A 25171-nucleotide genomic window follows, 5' to 3' on the forward strand; every position below is an offset into this window, starting at 1 on the left:
GACGAACACCGTACGAGCATTCATGACCACCAGCCCAGGAGACCAGCAGTGACGACGAGCGTGACACCGTGGTGGAAGGCACTGAAGATCCGCCAGGAGATCCTCAATGCCTCCGGCCAGATCGATGACGTGCAGATGTCACTGTTCCGGGCCGTCCACGCAACCGGTGCGGATCGGCCGCCGTACGCGGACGCCGGCTACTACGGGGACATCACCCACCCCACCGAACGCCTCATCGACCTGCTCACTGAGATCGCGGTCCGTGTCGGCGGCGGCGAGGACTACCTCAAGGCGCGGGCCGTCACCCGTCTCGACCAGGGCATGGGCGGCGGCAAGTCACACGCCTGCATCGGTGCCTTCCACCTGGCCGCCGCCCCTGAGGTCCTGCTGGCCACAGAGCTCGGCGAGAGGGTCGCCGAGCGGGCACGTGCAAAGATGGGGCGACCGCTCGCTCGCGACCTCGGCCAGCCGCATGTCGTCGTTCTTCCCTGCGACAACATGACCGCAGGCGCTGGAGTGAAGGAACTCGACGGGCCGGCTGTCAGCCTTCACGAAAGGTTCTTGTGGCGGCTGTTCTCCAAGGACTACGCCCTCTACGAGCGCTATCAGCCGTTCTGGAGCGACAAGCACAAGATCGCCGAGGCTCTCCGGGCCGTGAACCGGCCTGTGCTGATCATCGTCGACGAGATCCTCGACTACATCGGCAACGGCCTCGACGGCAGCAACAAGCCCGACCTCGCGGCCCAGGACATGGCCTTCCTCCGAGCCCTGCTCGACACAGTCAACGACGTGCCCCACGTAGCCATGCTCGTGGTGATGATCGCTTCCGACACCGACAAGACCGCCTTGTCGGCTGCCGCCAAGGAACGCCGCGACGACCTCAACAGCCAGCTTGAACGCAACGGCTTCCCGGCCACGGTCACCGAGGTGGGAGACTTCGCCGACATCTTGCGCCGGCGACTGTTCGACACCGAACCCGCCCGCGAGGTCCTCGCCGCGACAGCCGCACTCTACGAACCGGTGCTCACCGACCGGGCCTGGGCCAAGCATGTCTGGGAGCAGATCGGTGCTGACTGGCGACGCAACTGGTCCGACGAGGTCGCTGCCTGCTATCCCTTCCACCCAATGCTGATGGCCTTGGCGAAGGACGAGTGGAGCAGGGTCACCGGGTTCCAGCGGGTCCGCTCCACGATCCGCATCTTCGCCGCCACGGTGTATGCCCTCCAGCAGCGCGGCAAGGCCGGTGAGTGGGCGCCAGCGCTCATTGGCCCAGGCGACCTCCCGCTCTCGGACAGCACTGTTCGCGAAGCGCTCCTGGGCAGCGGCCTTGTCGAGGACGACCGCACGATCGCGAACTACCGCAGCCTCGCGGAGATCGAGATCGTCAACAACGACGGATCCACGGGAACCGCACGCCGACAGGATCTCGAGCGGTCTGAAGCCCCCTGGATTGAAGCCAATCCGCACGCGGCCGAGCGCGCGGCCACCTTCATCTTCCTGGCGAGCATCGTCGGAACCCTGCGCCCTGGACGCGGACGCGGCGCCAGCGCACCCGAGGTCAAAGCCGTCACCAGCGTGCCGGACGTGCGCTACACGATCACGGATGCCGACAGCGTGGTCGACGAACTCGTCGACCAGGGCCGGGGCATAAGCGCCCTCGACATCGTCCGCGGACAGGGCAACAACAAGCCGGCCCGGTACTTCCTGTCCACCCGGCTCACCCACCGAATGCTCGTCACCAATATCCGGCGCACCATCACCGAAGACGAGCGTGACCAGGTCATCTCTGAGTTCGCCCAGAAACTGGCCAGCAACGGCCCGTTCCGCGAGCTCAAGTTCCTGCCCGCCGACCTTCAGCGCACCGCGACCGAGGTCATGGCCACGAGCGGCCTGGACACTGCCTACACGACCCGCCTCATCGTGCTCGACCCTGCGCAGTTCAGCCTGCGCAACGGCATGGAAAAGTCGACCCTTGAGGCGCTCACCGTCGCGATGGGACTCGGACAGGGCGCACAGCGACTCCCCGTCCAGTGGGCCAGCAGCGCGGTCTACGCGATAGCGAACACTCAGCGCCGCAGCCTCGTACGCAGCCTGGCCGTCGAGTACCTGGCCCGGCAGAGGGCCCTGGCTGCACCCGAAGTACAGAACGACAGCGAACTCAAGACGACCGGAACCAAGGAGCTCGCCGCCGCGAAGGACCAGCTGGAGAAGGCCCTCAAGCGGGCGTACCAGCACATCGTCTTCCTCGCCCAGCCCGACCCGGACGGAGAACGCTACCTCGACGAGCTCACGCACGACGACGACAACTTCACCGCCCTCAACGGCACCGCCGTCTGGAAGGCACTCGCCGCCCGGGACAAGGTCTTCGACGTAGGGGAGTTCACCCCCAGGGCCCTGCAGCACAACCTCCGCGACCAGGACTACGGCAAAACCCTCTCGGACATCCGGGCCGCGTTCTACAGCGCCCCGCGGCTGCCCTTGCTCTACGGCGGCGACCGTGACCTCCAGCAAGCGATCTACGACGCCGTCAACGAGAACCTCGTCAGCATCGTCGACGGCATGGGCACGGAAGTTGCTGTCACCGCACCCGGGCAGGTCAACCTCGCGAGCACGAGCCTGCGGCTGGCGAAACCGCAACCTCGGGCATGCCCGGCGTGCAGCGAACCAGCCCACGAGGGCCCGTGCGTGACCAACAGTGCCCCGGAAGCCCCGGATGAGGCGACCCCGAGCGGCGCAGCCAGCCCCGGTGCGTCGAACGGTCCGACTAACGACGACAGCCGAACAACAAGCGGCGGCCGTTCAGACGCCGACACCCCTCCACCCGCCAAGGACAAGCAGGCGGCGTTCTCGTTCACCAGTAACCTGCTGGCCAGCGCCGACAGCGCCGACGGGTTTGCCGCACTGTTCCGGGCGTTCTACATGGCCCTGGACGAACGACAGATCAGCTATCTGCAGGGAACGATCCAGGTCGTCCTCAACGCCGATGCCGCCGAGCAGATTCAGCAGCGCCTTCAGGAACTGGGCATCGCGGCCACCTTCAAGGAGATCTAGGCACGCGACCCGGGCCGCGCCACCCAGTAACAAGGGTTGGCCATTCCAACTGCCGTCGGCAGTCGAACGAGGTCGACTGCCGACGGCACTGGTCCTGGAAACTGCCGAGGTCCCTCCGGAGGAGGGGCATCACCTGCTATGCGGGCAGATCCGTGCCGGACTCCGTCCACCGGGTTCGAGACGGCCGTGGTGTCGGTCAAAAACCTCGAGTAACAGTCAAGAGTTGTGGATGGGGCTTTCCGGCGCGGTGATCTCGGCGGCCGCGAGCCGGGCATCTTCGCGTACCTTCGAGGCGGTATTGGCGGACAACGGCGCGGCGGTAGCCGCCAGTGTGACAACATCAACGCATGGGCATCTTCGACGCCATCGCGCGTGGCCTCGGTAGCCTCCGCCCGCTGTCCGACGCGGAACTCGCAGACGAGCGCGAGGCGCTGCGAGAGCGTTACGTATCCGCTGGGGATGTCAACGAGGCGGACAAACTCTACGACGAGCTGCACCGCTACGACGCAGAGATGACTCGCCGTGCAAACGAGGCCTATGCCCGCGAGAACCCGAACCCACCAGAGCCCAGGCATCGCGAGCACGGGTGGTACCTGCCGAACGACGACTAGGCGGGCGTCTTCAGGCGGCGAGTAGGCGCTTCTGCACACTGATCGCCCTGGCCGAGGGCCTGCGGGAGTCGACCGAGTCGTGGGCCGACCTGCTGCGCGACTGCCGCCGACGCGGCATGCGCGACCCTCAACGGCCGGGAGACTTGGAGCTGCTGAGGCTGTTGTCGACACCCACCAGCAGTTGGCCGTCGACCACCTGGCCGTCGTCGCCCCCTGCGGGCTCGAGGTCCACCAGCCCGAACCGGTGGACTGCCGAGGGGATTATCTGCATCTGTCAAGTGCTACTGCTGGTCACAGGCCCATATCCTGTTCAGGCACATCAGGCACGTTCCTCGCCGCCGGACGCGGGAGGGTCGGCACGATAGGGGCTACGGCCGAGGCACTCGAGCGGAGCGAGGGCGAGGTAAACGACTTCCTCAGCGACGGCTGATGGCGATCCCTGGAAACGGCCGCGCTGTCGGTGCGGCCCCCTACAGTTCCGTCATGTCCAACTATCAACGGCCGCAGCCGAATCGAAAGTTCATGCTGGTCGAGTTCCCCGCCGGCACTCACCTCGACCGTTCCCGTGCCTCCTCCGGCGGTATGCGGGGTACCGCCCGCGATGACCGGGACAACTCGCTCGTTGCCCAGGCCGAACTCTTCGACGCCGACGACCGGTACGACGAGGGCTACAAGGACGGCCTAAGGAACATCCTGGTCAACTGCGCCACCGACATTGCGGTGGAGGTCGCTCGAACCGTGACGGTCGCCGCCGTGGAGGTTGCCACCCCGTACCTCAAGGAGGGGGCGCGTCGTTTCAAGGAGAAGGTGCGACGAAGGCCCAAGGACACTCTGGCCGCCGAGGTGGTGCAGGAGGCTGCCCCCGAGCGGCCGGCTGCGTCTGGTCTCCGGCCGGTGACCGCTGCCGCAAGCGGCCGCGACCAAGTGGACCTCGTCCTGCGTGCCGACCACGGTGACGCCAGCGTGCAGGCCGCTCTGGAGCGGATCAACATGCGGGCGGCCGAGACATACGGCATCGCCGCGCACTACTCCGCTGACCTGCCCGTGGCAGACGTTGTCGGCGAGGCCGTGCGCCAGGCCCTGGCAGCAGCCGCGCCCGGCTACATCGCCGCCGCCCTCGAACGCCTCGCCTTCGACGACGAGCTTGGCCTGACCCCCGCGCAGCAGATGCGCCTGCGGGATCGCGCCGCGGAGCTCGACCCGGGCGTGGTCGAAGACCTCACCGGCGCCAACGCCCCGCTCGCGTAGGCCGGATGCTCCGGGGTCGAGAGTGGCCGCTGCGTCGGCCCCCGCAGCGCCCCACGGCACGGGGGAAAAGCGGTGCCGGGGCCGACTGCGGGCACTCTCATGCGGGGTCGGCCGACGGGGATGACGTAGGCGCGGGCGAAGTGGGTGCCGATGTGGGCTTCGTGGAGGTGTCCGGCGATGGCGCGGTCGCCTTCGACCAACTTCAGGATGAGCAACGTCCAATGGCGGCGCATCCGTTCGAGCTTCACAAGCGGGGCCGGGCAGCCGGTCGCAGAGTTTCAGCCGACGGCTCGGAGTCGTTCGAGGAGTTCGCCGACGCCGGGTGTGTGCGCGTACCGAGACAGCTCCGGTTCGAGGTCGCGCACCATGGTCACGCACCGGGGTGCGGCGATCCGGCTGGCCAGGTCCAGGGAATGGGTAGCGGTCGCTGCGGCGATCTCCGGTTCGCCGTCCCGGAGGTAGGTCTCGGCCTGGTAGGTGAGGAAGACGGATCGAGTCTTGGAGCGGGTGGCGGGCAGCAGGGCAATGCCCTCGTCCATCAGCTGGTGTGCTTGGCGCCGCTGGCCGAGATCCGCGAGGCAGCGCCCGCCGTCCGCTGCGAGATCGGCGTGTGACATCCATGAACACCAGGCGGGTGCGGGGTCGTACGACGAGGTGTCCAGGGCCTTCTCCGCGGCGGTGAGGGCGCGGCGGCACCGGCCGCCCTCGTCGAGGGCGGCGAGGGCGCGGGCCTGTCGCAGGTGCAGGAGAGATCGCGCGGCGGGGTGCCGAGTGCGGGGGATCGCGTATTCGAGGATGTCGGCCGCGGTACGCGCGTCCCGAAGCCACAGCAACTGGTACGCGAGGTCGGACAAGATGCCCGCACCGAGGTCGCGCTGGTCGGCGGCGTGGGCGTTGTGGAGGGCTGCGTGCCAGAAACGGCCGGCGGAGGCGTGGCGGCGTTCGTCGAAGTGCTGCCAGGCGATGGCCTGGGAGAGGGCGGCGGCCAGCGTATGCAGCCTTTGTTCGACGGGGCGGGTGTAGCGGCCCTCGCTGATGAGGTCGGTGACGGCGGTCAGGTGCGCGTCGAGCAGACGGTGGGTGTGCTGCCGGCGTTCGGTGGCGAGGCGGATCAGTTCGGCGCCGCTGTTCTCCAGCCAGGCGACCATCTCGGCGTCGACTTCACCGCGCGCGGTGAGGCGCGGGAACCGGCCGGGCTCGGTGATGGCCCACTGGTGGGCGAGGGCTGCCAGGGAGCCGCTGGTGTAGGCGAGGAAGGAGCGGCGGTCCAGGGAGGTCATCAGGGCCTCTCGGAGGGAGGGGACGGCGTTGTGCGGGCCCAGCGGCAGCGGGCTGTCCTGGCTCGGGAGCCAGTGGGGCCAGCCGAGATGGGCGACGGCCGCGTAGTCGATGCCGAAGACCTCGGCGATGAGGGGCTGGGATTCGTCTTCGTCGGGGGTGGCCCGGCCGGTCTCCCACTTGTAGATCCGTGACCCTCTGGTGCCTGAGCGCAGGCCACGGCGCTCGGCGGCCCGCCGGATGCGGCGGGCCAGTTCCTCCTGCGACCATCCGCGCTCGTTCCTGGCGTACGCGAGGGGGTGGCGGATTTCGTCGTCCACCCGCTCATTGCACCACCCGCTCCGCCCCCAGGGGGAGCGGTTCGTGCAGACCGGGGATAGGGCGGGGATAGGGCGCGCGTCTGGGCACGGAGTTCGGCGGGGGCTGTACTTCGTGGTGTTCCGCTCGGCGCCTGTGCGACCGGGCGGGACCACGGTGACGAACCCGTTTCCTACGGCCTTTGTCCCGCCCGCCGGGCTGCACCTGGCCGCCCGTCGGGCGAGGGCCGAACGGAGCCTTCGCCACCCTGCGGGACGTCCGCCGTCGCCAACGCCGAGGAAGGGGACTGCCATGTCGTACGACCACTGAGTCCGAGGCATTCGGGGCGGGTCCGCTGGGGCGGGCCCGCCCTCCCCGCTCTGGAAGGACCCGCGATGCCCTCTGTGACCGACCGCTACGACCCCTTGGACCCGGAGGTCCTGCGCGACCCGTATCCGGTGCTGGCCGAACTGCGGCAGCTCGAGCCCGTGTTCTGGCACGTTGGCATGGACTCGTGGGCGCTGACCCGGTACGCGGACAGCGTGCGCGTGCTGCGCGACCACGCCACGTTCGCCCGTGACCCGCGGCGCACCGGGGGCACGGTGCCCGAGCCGTCGTTGAGCGTGCAGACGCTTGACCCGCCGCAGCAGAGCCAGGTCCGCTCCCTGTTCATGACCGCGCTGCGCGCCCAGGACCTCACCGCGATCGAGGAGCGCGCCCACCGCCTGGTGCTGGAGCGGCTCGACGTGCTGGCCGGCGGGGGTCCGTTCGACGTGGTGGCCGAGCTTGCCGTGCCGCTGTCCGTGGCCGTCGTGGCCGATCTGCTGGGTGTTGAGCCCCCGCCGTACGGGGAGTTCGCCGCCGTGTCGGACGCGATCATGCGGAGCATGGATGGCGGCCTCAACCCGACGCTCGTGGAGCCGGGGCGGATCGCTCGTCAGCAGCTGAGCGACCTGGTCGACTCCTGGTTCGCGGCCTCGGCCCGGCCCGGCCTGCTGGCCCGGGTCCGCCAGGCGGCGGCCCCCGGCGGCGACGCGGCTGCCCGGCTGTACGTGAAGAACACCGCGCGGGTGATGTTCCAGGGCGGCTACAGCACGATGGCGGCCGCCGTCGGCAACGCCGTGCACACCCTTCTCATCCACCCGGGAGTCCTCGACCGGTTGCGGGACCGGGCGCTGCTGGCCACGGGTGTGGACGAGCTGGTGCGCTTCGACGGGCCGGTGCAGGGCACCACGCGCACGGCGGTACGGGCGTGCCGGATCGGCGGGGTCGAGATCGCCGCCGGGCAGAAGGTCGTCACCTTGTTCGCGGCGGCCAACCGTGACCCGGCCGCCTTCGCGCGGGCGGACGAGCTGGTGCTGGACCGCACCCCGAACCCGCATCTCGGGTACGGGTGGGGGCCGCATTCCTGCATCGGTACGACCGTCGCCCAGGCCGGACTGCGCGCCCTGGTCGCCGCCCTGAGCGACCACCGAGCCCACCTGGCCGCTGCCGGCGACGGCGTACGGCGCCGCACGGCGACCATGCGCGCCTTCGACACGCTGCCCGCCGCCCTGCTTCATCGCTGATCCCCTCCCCCTCGCCCGGTGCCGCGAGGCGCCGCCCGCCCACCTCTTGAAGGAGTCCGTCGTGCGCATCCTCATCGGCAACCACATCGATCCCTCGATCCGCGCGCGCGGCGACATGCGCGCCTGGACGCAGCGCCTGTTCTGGTTCGCCCGCCCCGGTGACCTGCTCATCCTGTGCTGCGAGCCGGATGCGGTGTTCGTCGACTACGCCCTGGCCCACACCGGCGTGAAGCGCGAGGAGCTGACCGTGCTGACCGCCCCGGCCGGAGCGTGGGGCAACCGGCTGCTCGATCCCGCCTCGCTGACCGTGCCCGCGTTCGTGGAGCAGGTGCGGGCCGCGCTCGGCCCGGATGGGGGCGGCGCGGTGAGCGAGGTGTTCGCGCTGTGGCCGTCGGCCGCCGTGGCACGGCTCGCCAACGCCCTGGGTGTGGCGAGCCGCTTCCCCGGGGCGGCCTTCTTCGAGCAGGGCGGCGGGGAGATCGGCAACAACAAAGCGAACTTCCGGGCCCTGGCGGCGGCGTCCGGGGTGCCGATCCTGCCGGGCCGCATCTGCCGCAGCCGCGCCGAAGCCATCGAGGCGACCGGCGCGCTGCTGGAGACCTCTGCGAGCGGGGCCGTCGTGGTCAAGCAGGCCCACAACGGTGCCGGAGTCGGCAACCAGCTGCTCGTGCGCGATCAGGAGATGGCGGTGGACCACGTCGGTGCCCGGCACCTGCACCACCTGGCCCCGGGCCCGGACGGCATCACCGCGTACTGGGCGAAGCGGTGGCCGTGGGCGAGCGGGGAAGACCGGTGGCCGGTCGTCATCGAGGAGTTCGCGCCCGGCGCCGATGCGGTGTACTCCGAGCACTACACGTCCGATGAGGGCACCCGGGCCACCGAGACGGGCCACCTGCACTACGTCGGTCGCCGCCTGAGCCACCAGGTGGTACCCCTCAACGGCGTCACCGAGCCCGTGCGTACGGCACTCCTGGACGGCGGCACCCGCCTCGCCGAGGCGTACCGGTCGATGGGCTACCGTGGGCACCTGAGCGCGGACGCCCTGGTCCTGCCCGGCGGGCGGGTGGTGTTCACCGAGGTCAACGCCCAGGTCAGCGGATCGCTGCACATCTACCAGTCGATCGCCCACGGCATCGTCGAGGTCGCCGCCGCCCCGGCCCGGCAGGTGGTCGAGTACCACGTCCCGCCCACCTGGGCCGTGTCCTCCTTCACCGCGTTCCTGGCCGCGCTCGACGAGCTGGGCCTGACGTACGACCCGGCCACCCGCATGGGGGTGATCGTGTCGATGCCTGCCATCCCCCTGGCCCCCGGGGAGCCGGTGCAGTTCGTGTTCTGCATCGCCTACGACCCCGCCGAGGGCCACGCGGGCGCCTTCGGCCGGCTCGACGCGCGGTTCGCGACCGTGCCCGCCGGCACCTACGACGCCAGCCAGCACATCGGCACCGGCGCCGTGTCCTTCTCCTCCTGACCCGGGAGCCTCACCATGACCACCTCGCTCACCGCGGCCGCCGAGGCCGCCCAGCTCTCCCCCGTCTTCGACGCCGACAAGCTCGCCGCCGAACTCGCCGCCGTCACCGCCCACACGTGGAACCCGCAGCGCATCCACACCTACGGCGGGCAGGTCGGCCAAGCCGCCTCGATCGACTGGCGCGTCCTGCCCCTGCGCAGCCTCGGCGGCGACCCGGAGCGCACCGACCCGGGCGGCCCCGGCCCTCAGCCCTTCGCGGCGACCCGCTGGCTCGACCAGCTGCCCTACCTCGCTCAGATCCTTCACTCGCTCCCGGCCCCGCTGAACGCAGTGCGGCTGATGGCGCTGGGGCCCGGCGCCGTCTCCAACCCGCACAGCGACCCCAAGTACCGCCTGGACCGGGGCATCGTCCGCCTGCACATCCCCGTCATCACCGACCCGGGCGCCGTGCTCGTCCTGGGCGGCGTCGAACACTGCTGGCAGCCGGGCACCCTCTGGTACGGGGACTTCTCCCGCGAGCACCTGGTACGCAACACCAGCACCGCGGTGACCCGGGTGCACGTCGTCATCGACGCCCTGCTCACCGCGGACCTCGCGGACTGGTTCCCGGACTCCTGGCAGCAACTGCTGACCCGTGGCGAGGTCCTGTTCAACCGCACCGGCCCGGGCCCGGAGCCTGCCTGGCCCGCCGGACTGCCCTACGAGGCGCTGCTGCCGTCCGGGTTCGCGGACTTCGACGCGGCCGCCCCACTGGACGGCTCCCTCATCCCCGCCCGCATCGCCCGCGACGCCGACGGCGTCCTCACCCTGACGATCGCCGGGCGCACCTTCGCCCTCGTCCCGGCCGGCGACGCCGGAGAGTTCCGGTTCTCCGGCTGGAGCGAGCAGCGCACCCTCCAGCCGGACAACGACGGCGCCGGTCTGACCCTGCGCGTCCGCCGGGGCCGCGCGCTCGCCGACCGGCACGTGACCGCAGCCCCCCGCACCCCCTGACCCGCCCCGTCCGCCGGAGAGGAACGCCCATGCCCCGCCTGAACAGTCACGACGACTTCACCCCGCTCAAGGAGGTCATCGTCGGGTCCGCCGCCAACTACGTGGGACACGACCGCGACGTCAGCTTCGAGCTGTTCCACCACGAGAACCTGAGCGGCTTCCGGTCGGACTGGGCCTATCCGCGCCTGACGAAGGCGGCGGCTGGCCACCGGGAGAGCTGGACCATCAAGGCGCGGTACGCCGAGGAGCTGCACGAGGACGTGGAGGCGCTGGCGGCCACGCTCGCCGAGCTCGGAATCGCCGTGCACCGGCCGCTGCCCCTGCCTGCCAACGCGGCCCCGATCGCGGGCCTGGGCTGGGAGGCCGCCCCCACGCCCGCGCTGAACATCCGCGACAACACGCTGATCCTCGGGGCCGAGATCATCGAGACGCCGCCCGCGATCCGCTCCCGCTACCTGGAGACCCGCCTGCTCGCCCCGGTCTTCACCAGCTACTGGGAGGACGGCGCGCGGTGGACGACGATGCCCCGCCCCACCCTCACCGACAACAGCTTCGACCTGTCGTACGCGCGCGACACCGCGACCACCCTGGGCGGGCCGACCGAGGCGATCGAGGACCCGCAGCCGAGCCCGTACGACGTCGGCGTGGAGATGATGCTGGACGGCGCGCAGGTGCTGCGGCTGGGCCGCGACCTGGTCGTCAACGTCGCGCAGGAGAACCACACCCGGGGCGCGGAGTGGCTGGAGCGGCACCTCGGCCACCAGTACCGCGTCCACCGGGTGTGGCGGATGGCGGACAACCACATCGACTCGATGGTCCTCGCCCTGAAGCCGGGGGTGTTCCTGGCCCGGCACGACGGCATCCGGGACCTGATGCCCGAACGCTTGCGCTCGTGGCGCTACATCGTGCCGCCGGAGCCGGACGCGGGCGCGTTCCCGGTCTACGACGACTACGAGGACCTCGTCCTCACCAGCCCCTACATCGACCTCAACGTCCTCTCGGTCGACGAGAGCACGGTGCTCGTCAACGAGGAGTGCACCGGCCTGGCCAAGCTGCTGGAGGCCGAGGGCTTCGGCGTGGTGCCCGTACGCCACCGGCACCGGCGCCTGTTCGGGGGCGGGTTCCACTGCTTCACCCTGGACACGCACCGCACCGGCGGCTTCGAGGACTACCTGTCGTGACCCTCCCGGGCGTGCTGCTGCTGGACGCGGCCGGCCCCGAAGCGGGCGCCCTCGCCATGGCGGCCGCCGCCCGGGGGCACCAGGTCCACGCCGCGACCACCGCCGCGGCGTACGAGGGCTACGGGCCTGAGCTGAAGGACCTGCTGGCCGGGCACATCGTCACCGACTTCGCCCGGCCCGACCGGGCCCTGGCCGAGCTTGCCGCGCATGCCCGTCGCCGCGGTGTCGGCGCGGTGCTGACCGTCAACGAGTACCTGACCGAACTCGCCGCGCATCTCTGCGCCGAGCTGGGGGTGCCCGGTAACGACCCGGGCCGGGCACGGGCGGCCCGGGACAAGGCGGCCATGGCCGAGGCGTTCGCCGCGGCAGGGGTGCGCGCCCCGTACACGGTCCTTGTCCGGGACAAGGAGGGGCTGCGGGCCGCGCTGGCGGACCCGCGGGTCGGCTTCCCGTGCGTCATAAAGCCGGCTGCCGGGGCGGGCTCCGCCGGCGTCAGGGTGGTGAGCGGCCCGGCTGGTGCGGCCGAGGCCGTCGACGCCGCCCGCGCGGTGGCCGGCATGTACGCAAGCGGAGGCGACCCGCGTGTCCTGGTCCAGGCGTACGCCGCCGGGACGGAGTACAGCGTCGAGTCCTTCACCCAGGGCGGCACCACGACGCACCTCGCCGTCACCCACAAGCAGGTGACGGGCGGCGCGAACAGAGTCGAGACGGGGCACAGCCTCCCCGTCCACCTGCCCCCGGCCGTCGAGGCAGCCGTGTACAGAGAGACGGAGGCGGCCATCCGGGCGGCCGGTATCCGGCACGGCGCCTCGCACACCGAAGTCATGGTCGGCAGGGACGGGCGGTGCGTGGTCATCGAGATCGGTGCCCGCCTCGCCGCCGGGCAGATCGGGCTCCTGATCCAGCACGCCCTGGGCGTAGACGTGTGGGCGGCGCTGCTCGACGTCGCCCTCGGACGCCCGGCCGCACTCACCCCCACCGCCCGCGGTTACGCGACCGTGCGGTTCGTGACCAGCCCGCGCGCGGGACGGCTGACGTCGTTCTCTGGGCTCCCGGGGACGGGTCCGGGCGTACCGTTCGTCCGCCGGCGGGTGGCGATCGGCGGCCTTGTCCACGAGCCGGACGCCAACGGCCACCGGCTGGGGTCGTTCGTGGTCACCGGCCCGGACGCCGCCGAGGTCGAGGAGCGGGCCGACGCGCTCCTGCGGCAGATCCGCATCCACGTCGAACCGATGGACGGGCCCGGTCAGGTCAGTCCGGCGAGCACCTCGGCCATCGCGCCGTAGCTCTCGCGGACCGCGTCCGCCTTGGCCAGCCGGTGGCGCTCCAGGCGGATCGCGCCCAGGTGCCGGGCCTCGTACACCCGCGCCCGCCACACTGCGGCGGGCGAGCGGTCCAGCACTCCATAGGGCTCCCAGAACGCTTCGCGCTCGTCCGCCTTGGCCGTCGCCATGCGGATGGTCCAGTCAGCGGCGGGGTCACCGAACCATGTGCGGTCGAAGTCCAGGACGCCGGTGATCACCGGCTCGGGGGCTGCCGGGTCCATCAGGGCGTTGACGGTCCACAGGTCCCCGGTCAGCAGCCTCGGTTCGGTGACCTCGTCGAACACGGCGCTCTCGTGCGCGGCCACCGCCGCGACCTTCCGCACGTCGGCCGCGTCCAGGCCGACGCCGTCCAGGTCCGCAGCGATCTCCTCCAACGAAGCGATCACCGCTTCGCTCCAGGTGGCGTACCCCGGGCCGCTGACAGGCCCGAAGTGCGGGCCGCGCACGTCGTGCACGGAGCGGGCGATATCGCCCATCCGCCGGAAGAACGCCGGCCACGCGGTACGCGGATACGTTCCCAGGTGCTCCGGGGCCGCGATGCCGTCCAGGTGGGTCTGGATCATCCAGTCCCGGCCGATCACCTCGTGCGACCAGTCGGCGGCGAGCACCCGCGGCATCAGCGGCGCGATCACCGCCAGCCACGGCAGGCTCGCGAACTCGTTGCGCATCAGGTGGCGCTCACTCCGGAACTGACGGCCCTCCGGCGGCGCGACCCGCAGGATCACCGGCCGGACCTGGCCGGCCAGGGTGACGCGGTAGACGTTGTTGTACATCCCCGTGCCCAGCTCGACAGCGGACACAGGCGCGGCGTCGCCGCCGAAGGCCCGTCGGCAGACCTGTTCGATCTCCTCCGCCGTCAGTGACTGCTGGAACGCCTGCGAGGCACGCTCAACCGGATGGAAGTCCATGCCGCTCAGGATGCCCCGCCCGGAGGCTGTTCGTCACATACACCGCGTACGACGCTACGGCCGAACCACATTCGTCCTTGGTGACGCGGCCCGGATCACCACCTGTCAAGACTTCTGACAGCAACACCGGTTTCCTGGTCCGTTCCGACTGGGATCCCAGGGTGCTCCGCGAGGCGCACCAGGTTCTCCCCACCCTGCGCGGTCGGCGGGCCGTGCTGCTGACCCTGCGGCGTCTTCACGCCCCGCCCGAAGTGGGGTCGGCCGATAGGATGGCGGCGCCCGGCCGCCGTCTCGGCGCCCGGCCCGCGTCCAGCATGGAGACCCCGCAGTGAATCAGCACCACGTCCGTGCGGCGGTGTTCTCGGCTGGTTCCTGGGGCACCGCCGTGGGCAAGATCATGGCCGACGCCGGCACCAGCGTGATCATGCACGCCCGCCGCGCCGAGATCGCCGACGCGATCAACACCACGCACCGCAACCCAGGCTACTTCCCGGACGTCGAGCTGCCCCACACGGTGAGCGCGACGACCGATCCAGCCGCCGCGCTCGCGGGCGCGGACTTCCTTGTGCTGTCCATCCCCGCGCAGTCCCTGCGCACCAGCCTGGCGGCCTGGGCCCCGCACATCGGCCCCGACACCGTGATCGTGTCGCTGATGAAGGGCATCGAGATCGGCAGCGGGCTGCGGGCGAGCCAGATCATCACCGAGGTGACCGGCATCCCCGCATACCGGGTCGCGGTGCTGTCCGGCCCGAACCTCGCGGGCGAGATCATGGGCGGCCAGCCCGCCGCCGCCACCATCGCCTGCCCCGACGAGGACGCCGCCCACCGCGTCCAGCGCGCGTGCCACACCCCCTACTTCCGGCCCTACACCTCCACCGACGTCACCGGCTGCGAGCTCGGCGGCGCGGTCAAGAACGTCATCGCCCTCGCGGTCGGCATCGCCTCCGGCATGGGCCTGGGACACAACGCGCAGGCCATGCTCATCACCCGGGGACTGGCGGAGACCACCCGGCTGGCCACCGCGATGGGCGCCCACCCGGCCACCCTCGCCGGGCTCGCCGGCCTGGGCGACCTGGTGGCGACCTGCTCCTCCCCGCTGTCGCGCAACCGCACCTTCGGCACCCACCTCGGCCACGGCTTGACGATGGCCGAGGCCACTGCCGCGACCCGGCAGACCACCGAGGGCGTCAAGAGCGCCGAGGCGATCCTCGCCCTGGCCGGCGCCCACGACGTCGAGATGCCGATCACCGAGATCGTCTCCGACCTGCTGCACGAGAAGGTCACGCTCGACCAGGCCGCGTCCGCGCTGATGCAGCGGCCCCCCAAGCCCGAGCGCTGACCCCCTGCGGCACCCCGGCCCCTGGGGCCTGCCGCTCCGGCTTCGTCCGCCGCCACGCTGGAAACCTCACCGACCGGGACGTTCGTCTCTGGCGCGCGGTCGCGGCCAGCGTCATCGCGGCGGAGATCGCGCTGCCGCCCGCGCTGCTCATCGAGCAGACGATGCCGGACGCCGTCGTCGCCGGGCGGGCGCCTCCGCCAGCTCGACCACCTCGTAGCGGCGCCGGTCGAAGCCGCCTTGCGACGTATGGACCCACGTCGGCACACCGCGGCTCCACCGCTGAGCCCAGCCCTCGGCGCTGCCGGCAGCCATGGCCTCCCACCGAGCCGGAGCGGGCCCGAGCGGCGCGCTCACCGCTCCTGCCCGGCTTCGGCCCGCGCGGCGAGACGGATCTGGGAGAGGCGTTGTTTCATCTCCCCGATCCCGCCGGCTCCGGCGAGCGGCGCCTGAAGGTCCGGCCAGGAGTGCCGGGCGAGGGCCACGTACTTGCTGCCGGCCAGCACTGTCACCTCCGCCGACTCGATGCCGCGTTCCCGGACCTGCGCCTGCACGAAGTCCGCGCTGACGCTGCCGGGGTCGCCCACGGTGATGTCGTACGGGTCGATCTGCGTGGACAGGTCGAGGAGCCCGTGGGCGGCGGAGAGGATGTACTGGCGGCCGCCGTCCTGGAGCAGGGCTTTGGCCGTCTCCCGGCAGGAGCCGTGGAAGGTGCCGACGTACATCACGCCGGCGGTCACGCGGCGGTCCTGCTTGGCCTTTCCGCAGCCGACGACGACGATCCGGAACCTGCCCGCGCCCTCGGCGCGGGCCCGCTCCCAGCCGTCCTCGGTCAGAGCACCGCCCCAGACGTCCAGCGCGTCCCGCGTTGCCTCCTGTCCACGAAGGACGTCGCGGCTCTGATCCAGGCCGACGTAGCCGATGTCGGCGAGGGACGCCAGGGTCCGCAGGTTGACGGACTTGGGCAGCAGCCCGATCGGGTCCCTGGCCCCGGCGAGGAGGGCGCGGCGCTGGGCGGGGGTGATGCGGGGTGTGAAGGCTCCGGCCGTACGCGGCCGGTCCGGGGCGCCGGGCGACGTGGCCGTGGCACTGTTGCGGGGGTGGTCGGTGGTCATCGTGTTCCTCGTGATGGGGTCGGCGCCGGCGGGGTTTCGGCCCAGCGGGCGGGCAGGGTGGTGTCGCCGTCTTCCTCGCGGCGCTGGTCTTCCAGGTCGGCGGCGCGGACGCGGCTGCGGTGCCACTGCTCGGCGGTGTGGCCGCTCGGCCGGCGGCACCTTTGTCGGGGCGTGGCTTTGCATGTGGGGCAGGTCAGGGATGCCGGGCAGGTGTCGCCGATGTCCTCGCCGTCGCAGAAGCCGCAGGGCGGGGCCGTGGCCGGCAGTACGCGCCCGGTCACGTCGACGAGGAGACCGGCCGCGCGCCAGGCGCGTTCCTCGGCTCTCGTCGACGGTGGCCCGAAGCTCTGGCGGTTCACGCTCCGCCTGTCTCGGCTGCCGGGTCCGCGCGGACGAAGGACTCGCCCTCGGGCCAGATCGCGATGATCTTGTGGTGGGACAGGAACTCCTTGGCGACCGAGCCCGGCTCGGCGGTGAACAGCAGTGCGCGGCGGGCCGGGGAGAAGAATCGCGCGCAGTCGCTGATCACTCCGTACGCGGCGATGAGCGCGGGGTAGTGCGATCGGTGACAGGCCATCACCACCTCTCCGGCAGTCGCGTCGAAGAGGTCGGTGGACGCCAGGACGGGATCCGTGACGACGCGGTGCCGCAGGACACGGTGTCCCTTGGCCGTCAGGTGGAAGAGGTAGGCGGTCAGGACCGCGTTCTCGGAGCGGTCGGCCTCCTCGTCGTTGTCTCGGCCGGGCTGGGGGCGGGCAGGATCGGAAGGGGCCAGGTAGGCGACGTGCGGACTGTCGGTGGTCATGGTGTGGGCGCCTCCGGAGTCGGGTGAGGCGGCGGCGCGGCGACGGCGCGGCGCAGCATCCTGAAAAGAGAGGGTCAGTTGGGCGGCAGGACGGTGGTGGGGCGCATCCCCCGCGGTGCTGGGGCCGAGGGGATCCCGGCACGGGCCGCGGGTGAGAAGACCTGAACTGGCCGACGCCATCGCGGTGGGGACCTGGCCGCGATGGACGAGCGTTATCCCGGCGCACACCTGCGGATGGGGGCGGGATCAGCCGCGACGGTACGTGCCCGGCCTGCCCAGGACTGTTTGAGGTCAGGCCGTAGCCGTCAGCTTCGATCACCCACCGCTCGACGGCAGCGGTGCCGCCCGGTCGAGCTTCGAGTACCGCTGGCTGGCCTCGCGCGCCGAGTACGTGACCGGACGCCGGTCCTTCTCGTGGACCGTGACGACGATTCCGTCCGGAGACTCATCGAGCCCATCGACCCAGACGTACTGGAAGTTCCCGCCGGCGGCGCTGTAGTGCATGAGGCGGTCCCCAGGGCCGACGGGGGCCTGGACTGTGCCGCCGGTGTACCGCTTGTAGGGCACGAGGACCTGCGGGACCCCTTCCGGCACGGCCAGGGCGCGATCGGTCAGCATGTCGGTCACGTGCTCCCTGATCAGCGCGTATAGGGCCCGGGGCGGCGGGTTCTCTGTCGCGAGTGCCACGAAGGCCAGTCGGAGCCCTTCGTCGTCTTGGGCAGGCGGGCATGCGCGGGTATCGGCGAGGGCGAGGACGTCTTCGGCGTACCGATGGGCGATGCGTCCGCGGTGCAGCTGTGCGGTGGCGGGGGAGTTCGCGGCGACGCACTCAGGACAGGTCAGGGGAGCGTCGGTGACGCGCGCCGGGTCGAGCTTCTCGTAGTGGTGGACGACCGCGTACCGGCCCGCGTCGCAGGCCACGTCAATCATGAAGCCGGTGTGGCTGTTGAGCAGGCCCTCGTGAACGGCGCCGTCGTGGCCGATGAGGTTCTTGTGGTCCATCTCGTCTCAACCGCCCCCAGGGGCGGCGTCCTCGCCTTCGGTGGGTACGTCGGTGGTTGGCTGGACGACTTGTGGTCCGGCGGCACGGGCGCGGTGCGCGCTGTGGCCCCGCGCCCGTGCCGTCGGGCTCATTCGCTCAGGTAGAAGGTCACGCCACGGCACACGAAGCGGATCGGCCCCGTCGCGTTGATGGCCAGCTGGTACGCCTCCTCCTCGGAGACCGAGCCCGGCTCCGTCACGATCTCGTCGAACCGGGTCTGGCCCTGGAGGTAGCGGATCAGCTCGTACTTGGCCTCCGGCCCGTCGAGCGGGAACGTCGACCCGCGCGGGGGGTGGTAATCGGTCAGGCCGCGCCCGATCCATCCGGCCGAGAGCCGGACCGGCGCGGGGAAGGGAACGCGGTGCGCGAGGTGCCGGGCGACGGCCTCGTGGGCGCGCTGGTCCCACATCCCGTTCCAGACGTCGCTCGCGTTCTGTGCCTCCTCGTCGTACGCGGCCAGAGCCCGGCGCATGTTGAGGTACTCGTTGCCCTCCCGGAAGTGCCGGGACGTGGCCCAGTTGCCGTCCGCGTCGAAGCCGTCGTCCATCGACTGCCCGTCGTGCTGGCGGCCGACCATCCAGTGCCCCGTGGACTCCTCCACGCCGAGCCACACGCCCTCGAAGGAGCCGCGCCACGCCCGCCGCGCCTGGTGGACCACGGTCCAACCCTGGTGCTGTCCACCGGTCTTGATGCGCATGCGTGTCTCCTGGGCCTGTCTCGTCGGAAGGGGAGGGCGCGGGGCGCTCAAGCCGGGAGGCGAGCACCACCAACGAGAATCACAGTACACATGGGAATGCCAATAAGCAACATTGCTTGTGTTCGTCTGAGCGATCCGCGCCCGCGGGAACCCGGAGTCCGTCAGGACAGGGACCAAGAACTCCCCTTCTCCGCAGCACCGCTGGTGGCCGGCCGCAGGGCGGGATAGGCGCCGGCCAGGACGTCCTCGGCGAGGAGGACGGGCGGGCGCGAGTAGACGAGAGACTCCTCGCCGTCGCCGGACTGCACGACGGCCAGATCCGCATGCCTGTCCGCGACTTGGTGCAGGGCACGGCGGAGGTCGGCGGCACCGGTGAGAAGGAGCCGGCCGGGCCCCAGGGGGTCGGAGGCAAGCCGCGCCAGGCTGATAGAGCCGGCCGCGGGGCTGGCGGTCCGGGCCGCGAAGTCCAGGCTCGCGTACGCCTGGACGGGCGCGGGGCAGTGGCGGCCGGCCATGCGGCGCAGGGCGACGAGGTGGCTGCGGTCGGCTGTGCGGTCGGCGGGCGGCTCGGGGTCGAGCAGGTGGAGGGTGCGGAACGGGTTGGAGAGCTCGTCCTCGATGTTCGCGGCGGTGGGGTTGCCGGGCGCGTACATGCTCACCAGGCAGGCGATGTCCGACGCGAGAACCGACGCGGCCGGGGTCCTGTGGCCGGCCGCGCCGGCGGCGGCCGCCAAGCGCCCCTGCAGCTCCGCGCGGCTGGACCGGCTGAACGGGGAGTGGCCGAAGAGATACCGCCAGGTGGGCACGTGACACTGCTCGGAGCTCACCAACCACCAGTGCAACAGCCAGAGACTGGCGTCGAGTTCAAGGTAGGGGTCGGCCCCGGTTTCCTCGTCCAGGAGCCAGTGGGCGCGGTTCGTCGGCACCAGGTCCTGGCCGTTGCGGGCGGCCAAGCCGAAGGCCTGGGACCAAAAGGCCATGGACGGGACCATGCTCTTGCCGACGCCCAGCACGACGGTCGCGTCGGGGCGGCGCAGGGCGGTCGGGTCCTGGCGCAGGGCGTCGTAGACCTTGCGGAGCCACCCGTAGCGCGGTGGGTAGCCACGGTGCCGGCCGAAGCCGGGCAGGCAGCCGGTCAGGGGAATGCGGTTCGACACGGTAGTCCTTTGCTCAGTCGAGTGAGAGGGGGCTGCGGTCGGAAAGGGTGAGCCGGGCGACGAGACGTGCGAGGGAGTGCGCCCAGTCGGCCGGGGTGTCTGGAACGAGGAGGTCCTCGCTCCAGACGGTGCCGTCGCCGATGAGCGGCCGGCTGGTCAGCCGAACCTGACTCGGACCGGCCGCGGCGCGGGAAAGGTCGAGTTCGTAGGACCGGGTCTCGGTGTCGATGTACCAGGACAACAGTCCCTCGGCGTCGGGACATCCGCAGGTCAGCACATACACGCTGGTACGGCTGGGTGCCGGCATGACGGCGCGCAGCGCCCGGGCTACGGCCTGGCTGTCGCTGTGGTCGTGGGCTTGTGCCACGGTTCCTCCTTCGGGCCCGGCCCACGAGGCGTGGGCCGGGGCGGGGCAGCTACCTGCTGGCCGTGAGGGCGTCCAGCAGCTGCTCGGCGGTGCGAGTGGCGATGGCGAAGCCGATCAGTTTCATGACGTCGTCGCGGTGGCGCGCCATGTCACGCTGCCGGGCAAGGGTTTCCTCGGCCAGGTCGGGCTGTGCGAGGACGTCTCCGCATCCGACGACCGCGCGGGGGCCCAGTTCCCAGACGAGGGTGTTGACGGCGGCTCCAGCGGCGGCCAGGGGGTCGAGTTCGAGCATGACCCAGCCGCGCTCTGCCGGGTCCTCGCCGTCGCGGCGCAGGTCCTGCGCCGCGGAGCGGAAGAGCCCTCCGGTTCCGGCGGCCGGCTCGAGCGCCCACTCACCGCGGTGGTGGGGTCGCTTTCCTGTGCCGCCTTCGTCGGCCAGCATCGCGGCGATCAGATCGCTGATGTCGGGCGGAGTGTGGTACTCGCCGAGGCTGCGCCGGGAGTGATGGTGGCGTAGGGCTGTGATGACCCAGGACATCAGGTCGATCCTGGACCGCTCGGCGGGGTCGGTGTCTCCCGTGTGCCGGAGGACTCCGTGGCGCAGCGCGGCAAGGGCCACAGCACGCACGCCCGCGAGGTGGGTGTCGTGCAGGTCCTCCCTGGTCCAGTCGAACAGCGGGCGGGCGGTGGCCCAAAGGTCGGGGCGGAGACCGTAGTAGTAGTTGGCGCTATCGGCCAGGCCGCAGACCAGGACGCGCGGGGGCTGTGCGGCGATGTACGCGGCGATCGTGTCGGCGGCCGCCGCACCGGGGGACTTCTGGGGCCACAGGGCGAGGGCCGCGACGACCCCTGCGGGGATGTCGAGGCGGCTGCCGCCGGCGGCGTGCCAGGCTTCGGCGACCGCTTCGCCGAGGACGGAGCCGGCGCTACAACTGACGGTGATCGGAGGACAGTCGGTCGTACCGGCGTGCCGGGCGCAGCTCGGGTCGGTGCAGTTCCGAGCCCTGTGGGTGAGCACCTGGTCAACGGCCTCGGTCACGTGGGCGGCGGTGGAATCAGCAGCGGGCATGAGGGTTCCAGGGCATGGGTGGGTGGTGTGTTGTGGTCAGGAACAGGAAGCCGGTGCCGGGGCCGCGAGCGGGAAGGCGTCGTCCGCAGCCCCGGACCTGCACGTTGTGGTGATGGATGGCGTAGGGGCGTCAGCCGGCTCGTTCAGAGGACTCCGCGGCAGGCCAGCTCGGGCTCGCACAGGGAGCACGTCCCACACGGCGCGCTTTCGGCGCATCCCGGCTGCGGGAGGGCGTCGCCCTTGTCGTTCCCGCGACGGACGAACTTGGGCCACTCGCGCTCGTACAGGAACTCCCCGGCCCACTCCCGGGACTGGAACCCGGGGATGCGCGAAGCGTCGTTGGCCGTGTCCGGCTGGGCGACCCACGTGGTGGTGCCGTCCGGGAGGGCGTGTTCCCACACGTACCCGTACGCGGTGGTGCGGTCGGCCTTGCTCACCACGAGGAACCCGCGGGTGTAGTCGTTGTGGGCGGCCTGGAAGTCGATGTGCTGGGCGAGGCCGGGCAGCATGATCACGTCTCCGGGGTGAGGCGGGTGCGGGTGGTGGAGGGGGATCCTGACCGCGCGCCCGGGGTCCGCCGCCTTTTGGTGTACGGGACCGTCGTGGGTTCCGGCGGAGGGGGCCCGGGCGCGTGGTCAGGAAGATCAGGTGTTCCGCGGTGCGGCGGACGCCGCGGCGTACTTCACGCACGCGGGCATGGACTCGCGCAGATCCGGGCCGCGCAGTCCGCGGCTTCCGCGAGGCAGAAGCCCGCACTTGAGACGCTCTCGACCGTCATCGAGCCGCTTCAACACGGTGTTGGCGCAGCCTCCGCAGACGGCGGGCGGGTTGTCGAGATCGGCGCCGAGGAGCGGCACCCGAGTCGCGGGGTGTTCCCCGCGGTCGAGGTGCATGCGTATCGAGCCGCGGCCCGATCGAGCCGGGGCGGGGATCAGGGGCGTGGTCATGGTCAAGGTCCTTCCAGGAGGGATCGTTCGTGGGGAGCGGCGGCACCGCGGGCGGCGGCACCGGGGCGGCGTCCGGCTACCTGGCCTTGCGCTGGTCGACCCGGTGGGCCTGCGATGCCGCGCGCATGACCTCGTCGAAGTCGAAGCCGAGGTTCTGGGCGTAGGCGCGCAGTTCGTTGAGCAGCACGTGCAGCGCCTTCGAGAAGGTGGGGTAGGGGTCCTCTGCCATGTGCACGCGGAGGGCGGCAGCGGCGTCGCTGGCGTGCACGTACACGTCGAAGAGGTGGTCTGCGGCGGCCGAATCGTCCGTGTTGTGGATCGGCGCGACAGACGGGTCGAGGTTCGGCATGGCGGCCAGGGGCCGTTCGTCGAGTCGCGCCTTCGCGTCGCCGTCGAGGCAGCGTTCGATGTCGGCGCGCATGTGACTGGCCAGGTGCATCAAGTCGGTGGTGACGTCCACCAGGGTCAGCCAGGCGTCGGCCCATCCCCTCCGGTAGGCGAGAAGGGCGGCGTCTACCTCTGCCTCGTGGGCGACAGCAAGCATGGGAGGACTCCAGAGCAGTAGAGGGGTTTTGTGCGGCGTGGACCTGGAGGTCCGCCAGCGATGCAATCAATCTACATACCGAAAGACAAATACGCAACATCGCGGGTAGTTGTGAGCGCTTCTCGGCCCGCCCTCGGGGGCGAGCCGGATCACTGATCCGGGCCCGCCATCCGAGCTCTCGGGTAACGGCGCACCGGCCGCCTCGCTGGAGCCTTCTACTTGCCGGCGTCCCTGCGCGCCCGCTGCTGGGCCGGTGGCTGCCGGCGGGGCATCGTGCCGACGAAGACCAGGAGCGCCGTCAGTGCCACCCCGGCCGCAATGACCGCGCCGACAAGACTGGCGGGCTCCAGTACCCACACGCTGACCAGGGCGACGACTGCGCTCGGCGCGCCCCATCGCAGCGCCCATCGGACCCACGGGCTCGGGCTCTTGCCGTCGACAACCGGCATCAGTTCCTCCTTGGTTCTGGATGCCGGCTGATACCTGCATCCGTGGGTGAGTTCTGTCGCCCGGGAGGCCAGACACCCGGGCAGTGATCGGCTCAGGCGCGGAATTGCTCCCCGTCGAAGTACGCGCCACGCTGCATCCGGGTGTTGGGAAGGATGCCCGAGACGACCGGGGAGGTAAGGCCCGGGACGTCGACGAGGGTCGTGTATCGGTCCAGGAGCCGGGCGGCCACCCGGGTATCGCCCCATCGGTGCCCGACCGCGTTCAGGGGGCCGAGGGCCACGTTCAGGCCGTTCATGATGGAGAAGCCGAGACCTTCGTAGTAACTCTCCAGATCCGGGGCGCAGTTGAGGGTCAGCAGTCCGTAACCGGCGCGCGTGAAGCGGCGTACGGAATGCCGAATGAGTTCGGCCCCGATGCCTCGCCCGCGCTGCCCGGGGTCCACCGCAACCGCGGTGACGATCGCGGTCCGTTCCGCCAGAAGGTGCGCCAGCGGCACGTCGATGCCGGGATGGTCGAAGAGCCACAGCGGAACGCCTCCGATGAGGACGCCGAGCGTCTCGCCTTCATCGTTTTCGGCCACGATCATCAGGGCCCGGAAGTGGGAGAGGGGCCCTTCCTGCGGCAGGGACAGGTTCGGCCGTACGTCCTCGAACGCGTCGGGATCGTCGGGGTTCACGTCGGCGAGGAGCCGCATGACGGCGTCCGCGTCGGTGGGCGCCGCGTCGCGGAGGGTGATGCCGGGCAGGCGTGTGCGGGTGCTACCCATAGGGACTCCTGGGGCGGTATGAGGCGCAGTGCGTCGCCTCTGGGGTTGGCGGAAGGGAGGGTTGCCGGAGGGGCCTCAACGGCGGTTCGGGCTCTGAGGCCGGGCCGACCGGAGCTGAGAGCTGCCCGGGCGGCCCGGAGTGCTGTGCGAGGGCCGTCAGTAGATGTGGCGGCCGTCAGGGACTGTCCGGCCGATCAGGCGCCAGGGCGGGCCGTCGTTCAGGACGCCCATCGGGCACCGATCCGGCTGGTGTGTCGACAGGTCGGCCTCGATGGCCGTGTACCAGTGCCGCGTGAGCGGGCACCGCGTTCCTCGTGCGCAACCCGGCCGCTCCGCGACGAACACGTGGTAGACGTCCGTCGAAGTGGGGAGGGACCGGCGGAACGCGCCGGAGATGCGCTTGCCGTAAGCCGACGGGCTCTCGCTCCGGTACCGCCCCCATACCTGGATGCCGTAGACGAACTGCGTCTGGCCGCCGCGGTCGAGCCGCCAGCGCAGCACGGAGCCGTAGCGCGGGTTGTCGGGCCTGGACTCGTCCGCGCCCGCGGGCACCGCTCCGGTCATGTCGAGGACGGTCTGGCCGGTCCCGGTGAACGCCTGGGGCACGGCCAGCGCCCAGTACGAGGAGGCGTGCTTTCCCCACGGATGCAGCCTCCGCCGCCGGTACTGCGTCCCGGCCTTGCGGCGCTTTATGAGCGGCTTGTTCCGCTTCATCTGTAGTCCCCCGGATGTGCTGAGACGGGCGCGACGCCCGGAGCGGCGCTCGTCAAGTGGGTTGGTGTGGCGGGGCGTTGGCCCGAACCGAGAATGACAATACACAGTGGAATGCAAATACGCAACAACACTTCAGCTAGGCAGTTTCGTTTGGATCAGTCGGTCGTTGGTCCGGGTGTGCCGTTGACTGATGCGCAGTGGGCGCGGATTGAGCCGTTGCTCCCGGACCGGACT

26 protein-coding genes are annotated in these 25171 nt (G+C 71.1%); 9 read left to right on the top strand and 17 right to left on the bottom strand.

Annotated elements, in window-relative coordinates:
- Positions 1-48: 48 nt before the first annotated feature.
- The gene (locus tag ACIGO6_RS32360) at positions 49-3051 is read left to right on the top strand and encodes a DUF499 domain-containing protein (RefSeq protein WP_399882535.1); all 3003 of its coding nucleotides are present in this window, start codon (positions 49-51) and stop codon (positions 3049-3051) included.
- 347 nt (positions 3052-3398) lie between these two features.
- Positions 3399-3662 (top strand): hypothetical protein, encoded by a 264-nt coding sequence (locus ACIGO6_RS32365; protein WP_030819389.1) that lies wholly within the window; start codon positions 3399-3401, stop codon positions 3660-3662.
- 127 nt (positions 3663-3789) lie between these two features.
- Here the strand turns inward: ACIGO6_RS32365 and ACIGO6_RS32370 are convergent, their stop codons facing one another.
- Positions 3790-3933 (bottom strand): hypothetical protein, encoded by a 144-nt coding sequence (locus ACIGO6_RS32370; protein ID WP_167353436.1) that lies wholly within the window; start codon positions 3931-3933, stop codon positions 3790-3792.
- A gap of 212 nt (positions 3934-4145) precedes the next feature.
- Here ACIGO6_RS32370 and ACIGO6_RS32375 point away from each other — a divergent pair, with 212 nt between their 5' ends.
- Positions 4146-4910: a hypothetical protein gene (locus ACIGO6_RS32375; RefSeq protein ID WP_399882538.1), complete on the top strand. Its 765-nt coding sequence runs from the start codon at positions 4146-4148 to the stop codon at positions 4908-4910.
- A gap of 278 nt (positions 4911-5188) precedes the next feature.
- Here ACIGO6_RS32375 and ACIGO6_RS32380 read toward each other — a convergent pair whose 3' ends face one another.
- Entirely contained in the window at positions 5189-6508 is a 1320-nt protein-coding gene (locus ACIGO6_RS32380) for a helix-turn-helix transcriptional regulator (RefSeq protein WP_399882540.1), read from the bottom strand.
- A gap of 372 nt (positions 6509-6880) precedes the next feature.
- On the opposite strand from ACIGO6_RS32380, the gene ACIGO6_RS32385 reads away from it, so the two are divergent.
- From ACIGO6_RS32385 to ACIGO6_RS32405, 5 genes are all read left to right on the top strand, one after another.
- A complete protein-coding gene (locus ACIGO6_RS32385) occupies positions 6881-8053 on the top strand; it encodes a cytochrome P450 (protein ID WP_399882542.1) in 1173 nt (390 codons plus the stop codon).
- Between the two features lie 61 nt (positions 8054-8114).
- A complete protein-coding gene (locus ACIGO6_RS32390) occupies positions 8115-9521 on the top strand; it encodes a hypothetical protein (protein ID WP_399882544.1) in 1407 nt (468 codons plus the stop codon).
- 15 nt (positions 9522-9536) lie between these two features.
- The gene (locus ACIGO6_RS32395) at positions 9537-10514 is read left to right on the top strand and encodes an aspartyl/asparaginyl beta-hydroxylase domain-containing protein (RefSeq protein ID WP_399882546.1); all 978 of its coding nucleotides are present in this window, start codon (positions 9537-9539) and stop codon (positions 10512-10514) included.
- 29 nt (positions 10515-10543) lie between these two features.
- A complete protein-coding gene (locus tag ACIGO6_RS32400) occupies positions 10544-11695 on the top strand; it encodes a glycine amidinotransferase (protein ID WP_030819377.1) in 1152 nt (383 codons plus the stop codon).
- Positions 11692-12981, top strand: coding sequence for an ATP-grasp domain-containing protein (locus ACIGO6_RS32405; RefSeq protein ID WP_399882548.1), 1290 nt, complete (start codon positions 11692-11694; stop codon positions 12979-12981). Before ACIGO6_RS32400 ends, ACIGO6_RS32405 begins: the two co-directional genes overlap by 4 nt.
- Here the strand turns inward: ACIGO6_RS32405 and ACIGO6_RS32410 are convergent.
- Positions 12942-13928: a phosphotransferase family protein gene (locus ACIGO6_RS32410; RefSeq protein ID WP_399882550.1), complete on the bottom strand. Its 987-nt coding sequence runs from the start codon at positions 13926-13928 to the stop codon at positions 12942-12944. The genes ACIGO6_RS32405 and ACIGO6_RS32410 overlap by 40 nt on opposite strands.
- Before the next feature lie 328 nt (positions 13929-14256).
- On the opposite strand from ACIGO6_RS32410, the gene ACIGO6_RS32415 reads away from it, so the two are divergent.
- On the top strand, positions 14257-15267 hold the full coding sequence (locus ACIGO6_RS32415) for an NAD(P)H-dependent glycerol-3-phosphate dehydrogenase (RefSeq protein ID WP_399882552.1): 1011 nt from the start codon (positions 14257-14259) through the stop codon (positions 15265-15267).
- 350 nt (positions 15268-15617) lie between these two features.
- Here the strand turns inward: ACIGO6_RS32415 and ACIGO6_RS32420 are convergent, their stop codons facing one another.
- The 14 genes from ACIGO6_RS32420 to ACIGO6_RS32485 all read right to left on the bottom strand — a co-directional run bounded on the left by ACIGO6_RS32420 (position 15618) and on the right by ACIGO6_RS32485 (position 24937).
- Positions 15618-16379, bottom strand: coding sequence for a DUF6884 domain-containing protein (locus ACIGO6_RS32420; protein ID WP_399882554.1), 762 nt, complete (start codon positions 16377-16379; stop codon positions 15618-15620).
- Entirely contained in the window at positions 16376-16738 is a 363-nt protein-coding gene (locus ACIGO6_RS32425; protein ID WP_399882556.1) for a hypothetical protein, read from the bottom strand. The genes ACIGO6_RS32420 and ACIGO6_RS32425 overlap by 4 nt, the downstream gene beginning before the upstream one ends.
- Complete coding sequence (locus ACIGO6_RS32430; RefSeq protein WP_030819367.1) at positions 16735-17184, bottom strand: hypothetical protein; 450 nt, start codon at positions 17182-17184, stop codon at positions 16735-16737. Before ACIGO6_RS32430 ends, ACIGO6_RS32425 begins: the two co-directional genes overlap by 4 nt.
- Before the next feature lie 315 nt (positions 17185-17499).
- Entirely contained in the window at positions 17500-18186 is a 687-nt protein-coding gene (locus ACIGO6_RS32435) for a hypothetical protein (RefSeq protein WP_399882559.1), read from the bottom strand.
- 128 nt (positions 18187-18314) lie between these two features.
- Positions 18315-18923, bottom strand: coding sequence for a hypothetical protein (locus ACIGO6_RS32440; protein WP_205383903.1), 609 nt, complete (start codon positions 18921-18923; stop codon positions 18315-18317).
- Positions 18924-19084: 161 nt separating this feature from the next.
- A complete protein-coding gene (locus ACIGO6_RS32445; RefSeq protein ID WP_399882561.1) occupies positions 19085-20080 on the bottom strand; it encodes a DUF4007 family protein in 996 nt (331 codons plus the stop codon).
- A 13-nt stretch (positions 20081-20093) separates the two neighbouring features.
- A complete protein-coding gene (locus ACIGO6_RS32450) occupies positions 20094-20447 on the bottom strand; it encodes a hypothetical protein (RefSeq protein WP_030578709.1) in 354 nt (117 codons plus the stop codon).
- 49 nt (positions 20448-20496) lie between these two features.
- Positions 20497-21516 (bottom strand): N-6 DNA methylase, encoded by a 1020-nt coding sequence (locus tag ACIGO6_RS32455; protein WP_399882563.1) that lies wholly within the window; start codon positions 21514-21516, stop codon positions 20497-20499.
- Between the two features lie 143 nt (positions 21517-21659).
- Positions 21660-22025 (bottom strand): hypothetical protein, encoded by a 366-nt coding sequence (locus tag ACIGO6_RS32460; protein ID WP_399882571.1) that lies wholly within the window; start codon positions 22023-22025, stop codon positions 21660-21662.
- Positions 22026-22160: 135 nt separating this feature from the next.
- Positions 22161-22463: a hypothetical protein gene (locus tag ACIGO6_RS32465; protein WP_266552538.1), complete on the bottom strand. Its 303-nt coding sequence runs from the start codon at positions 22461-22463 to the stop codon at positions 22161-22163.
- 76 nt (positions 22464-22539) lie between these two features.
- Entirely contained in the window at positions 22540-23007 is a 468-nt protein-coding gene (locus ACIGO6_RS32470; RefSeq protein ID WP_266552542.1) for a hypothetical protein, read from the bottom strand.
- 215 nt (positions 23008-23222) lie between these two features.
- Entirely contained in the window at positions 23223-23456 is a 234-nt protein-coding gene (locus ACIGO6_RS32475) for a hypothetical protein (protein WP_053761229.1), read from the bottom strand.
- A gap of 92 nt (positions 23457-23548) precedes the next feature.
- Positions 23549-24223, bottom strand: coding sequence for a GNAT family N-acetyltransferase (locus tag ACIGO6_RS32480; protein ID WP_399882566.1), 675 nt, complete (start codon positions 24221-24223; stop codon positions 23549-23551).
- A 156-nt stretch (positions 24224-24379) separates the two neighbouring features.
- Entirely contained in the window at positions 24380-24937 is a 558-nt protein-coding gene (locus ACIGO6_RS32485) for a hypothetical protein (RefSeq protein WP_266552551.1), read from the bottom strand.
- Between the last annotated feature and the right edge of the window lie 234 nt (positions 24938-25171).

Origin of the sequence: Streptomyces sp. NPDC053750 (assembly GCF_044544295.1) — a bacterium.
Classification (GTDB): Bacteria; Actinomycetota; Actinomycetes; order Streptomycetales; family Streptomycetaceae; genus Streptomyces.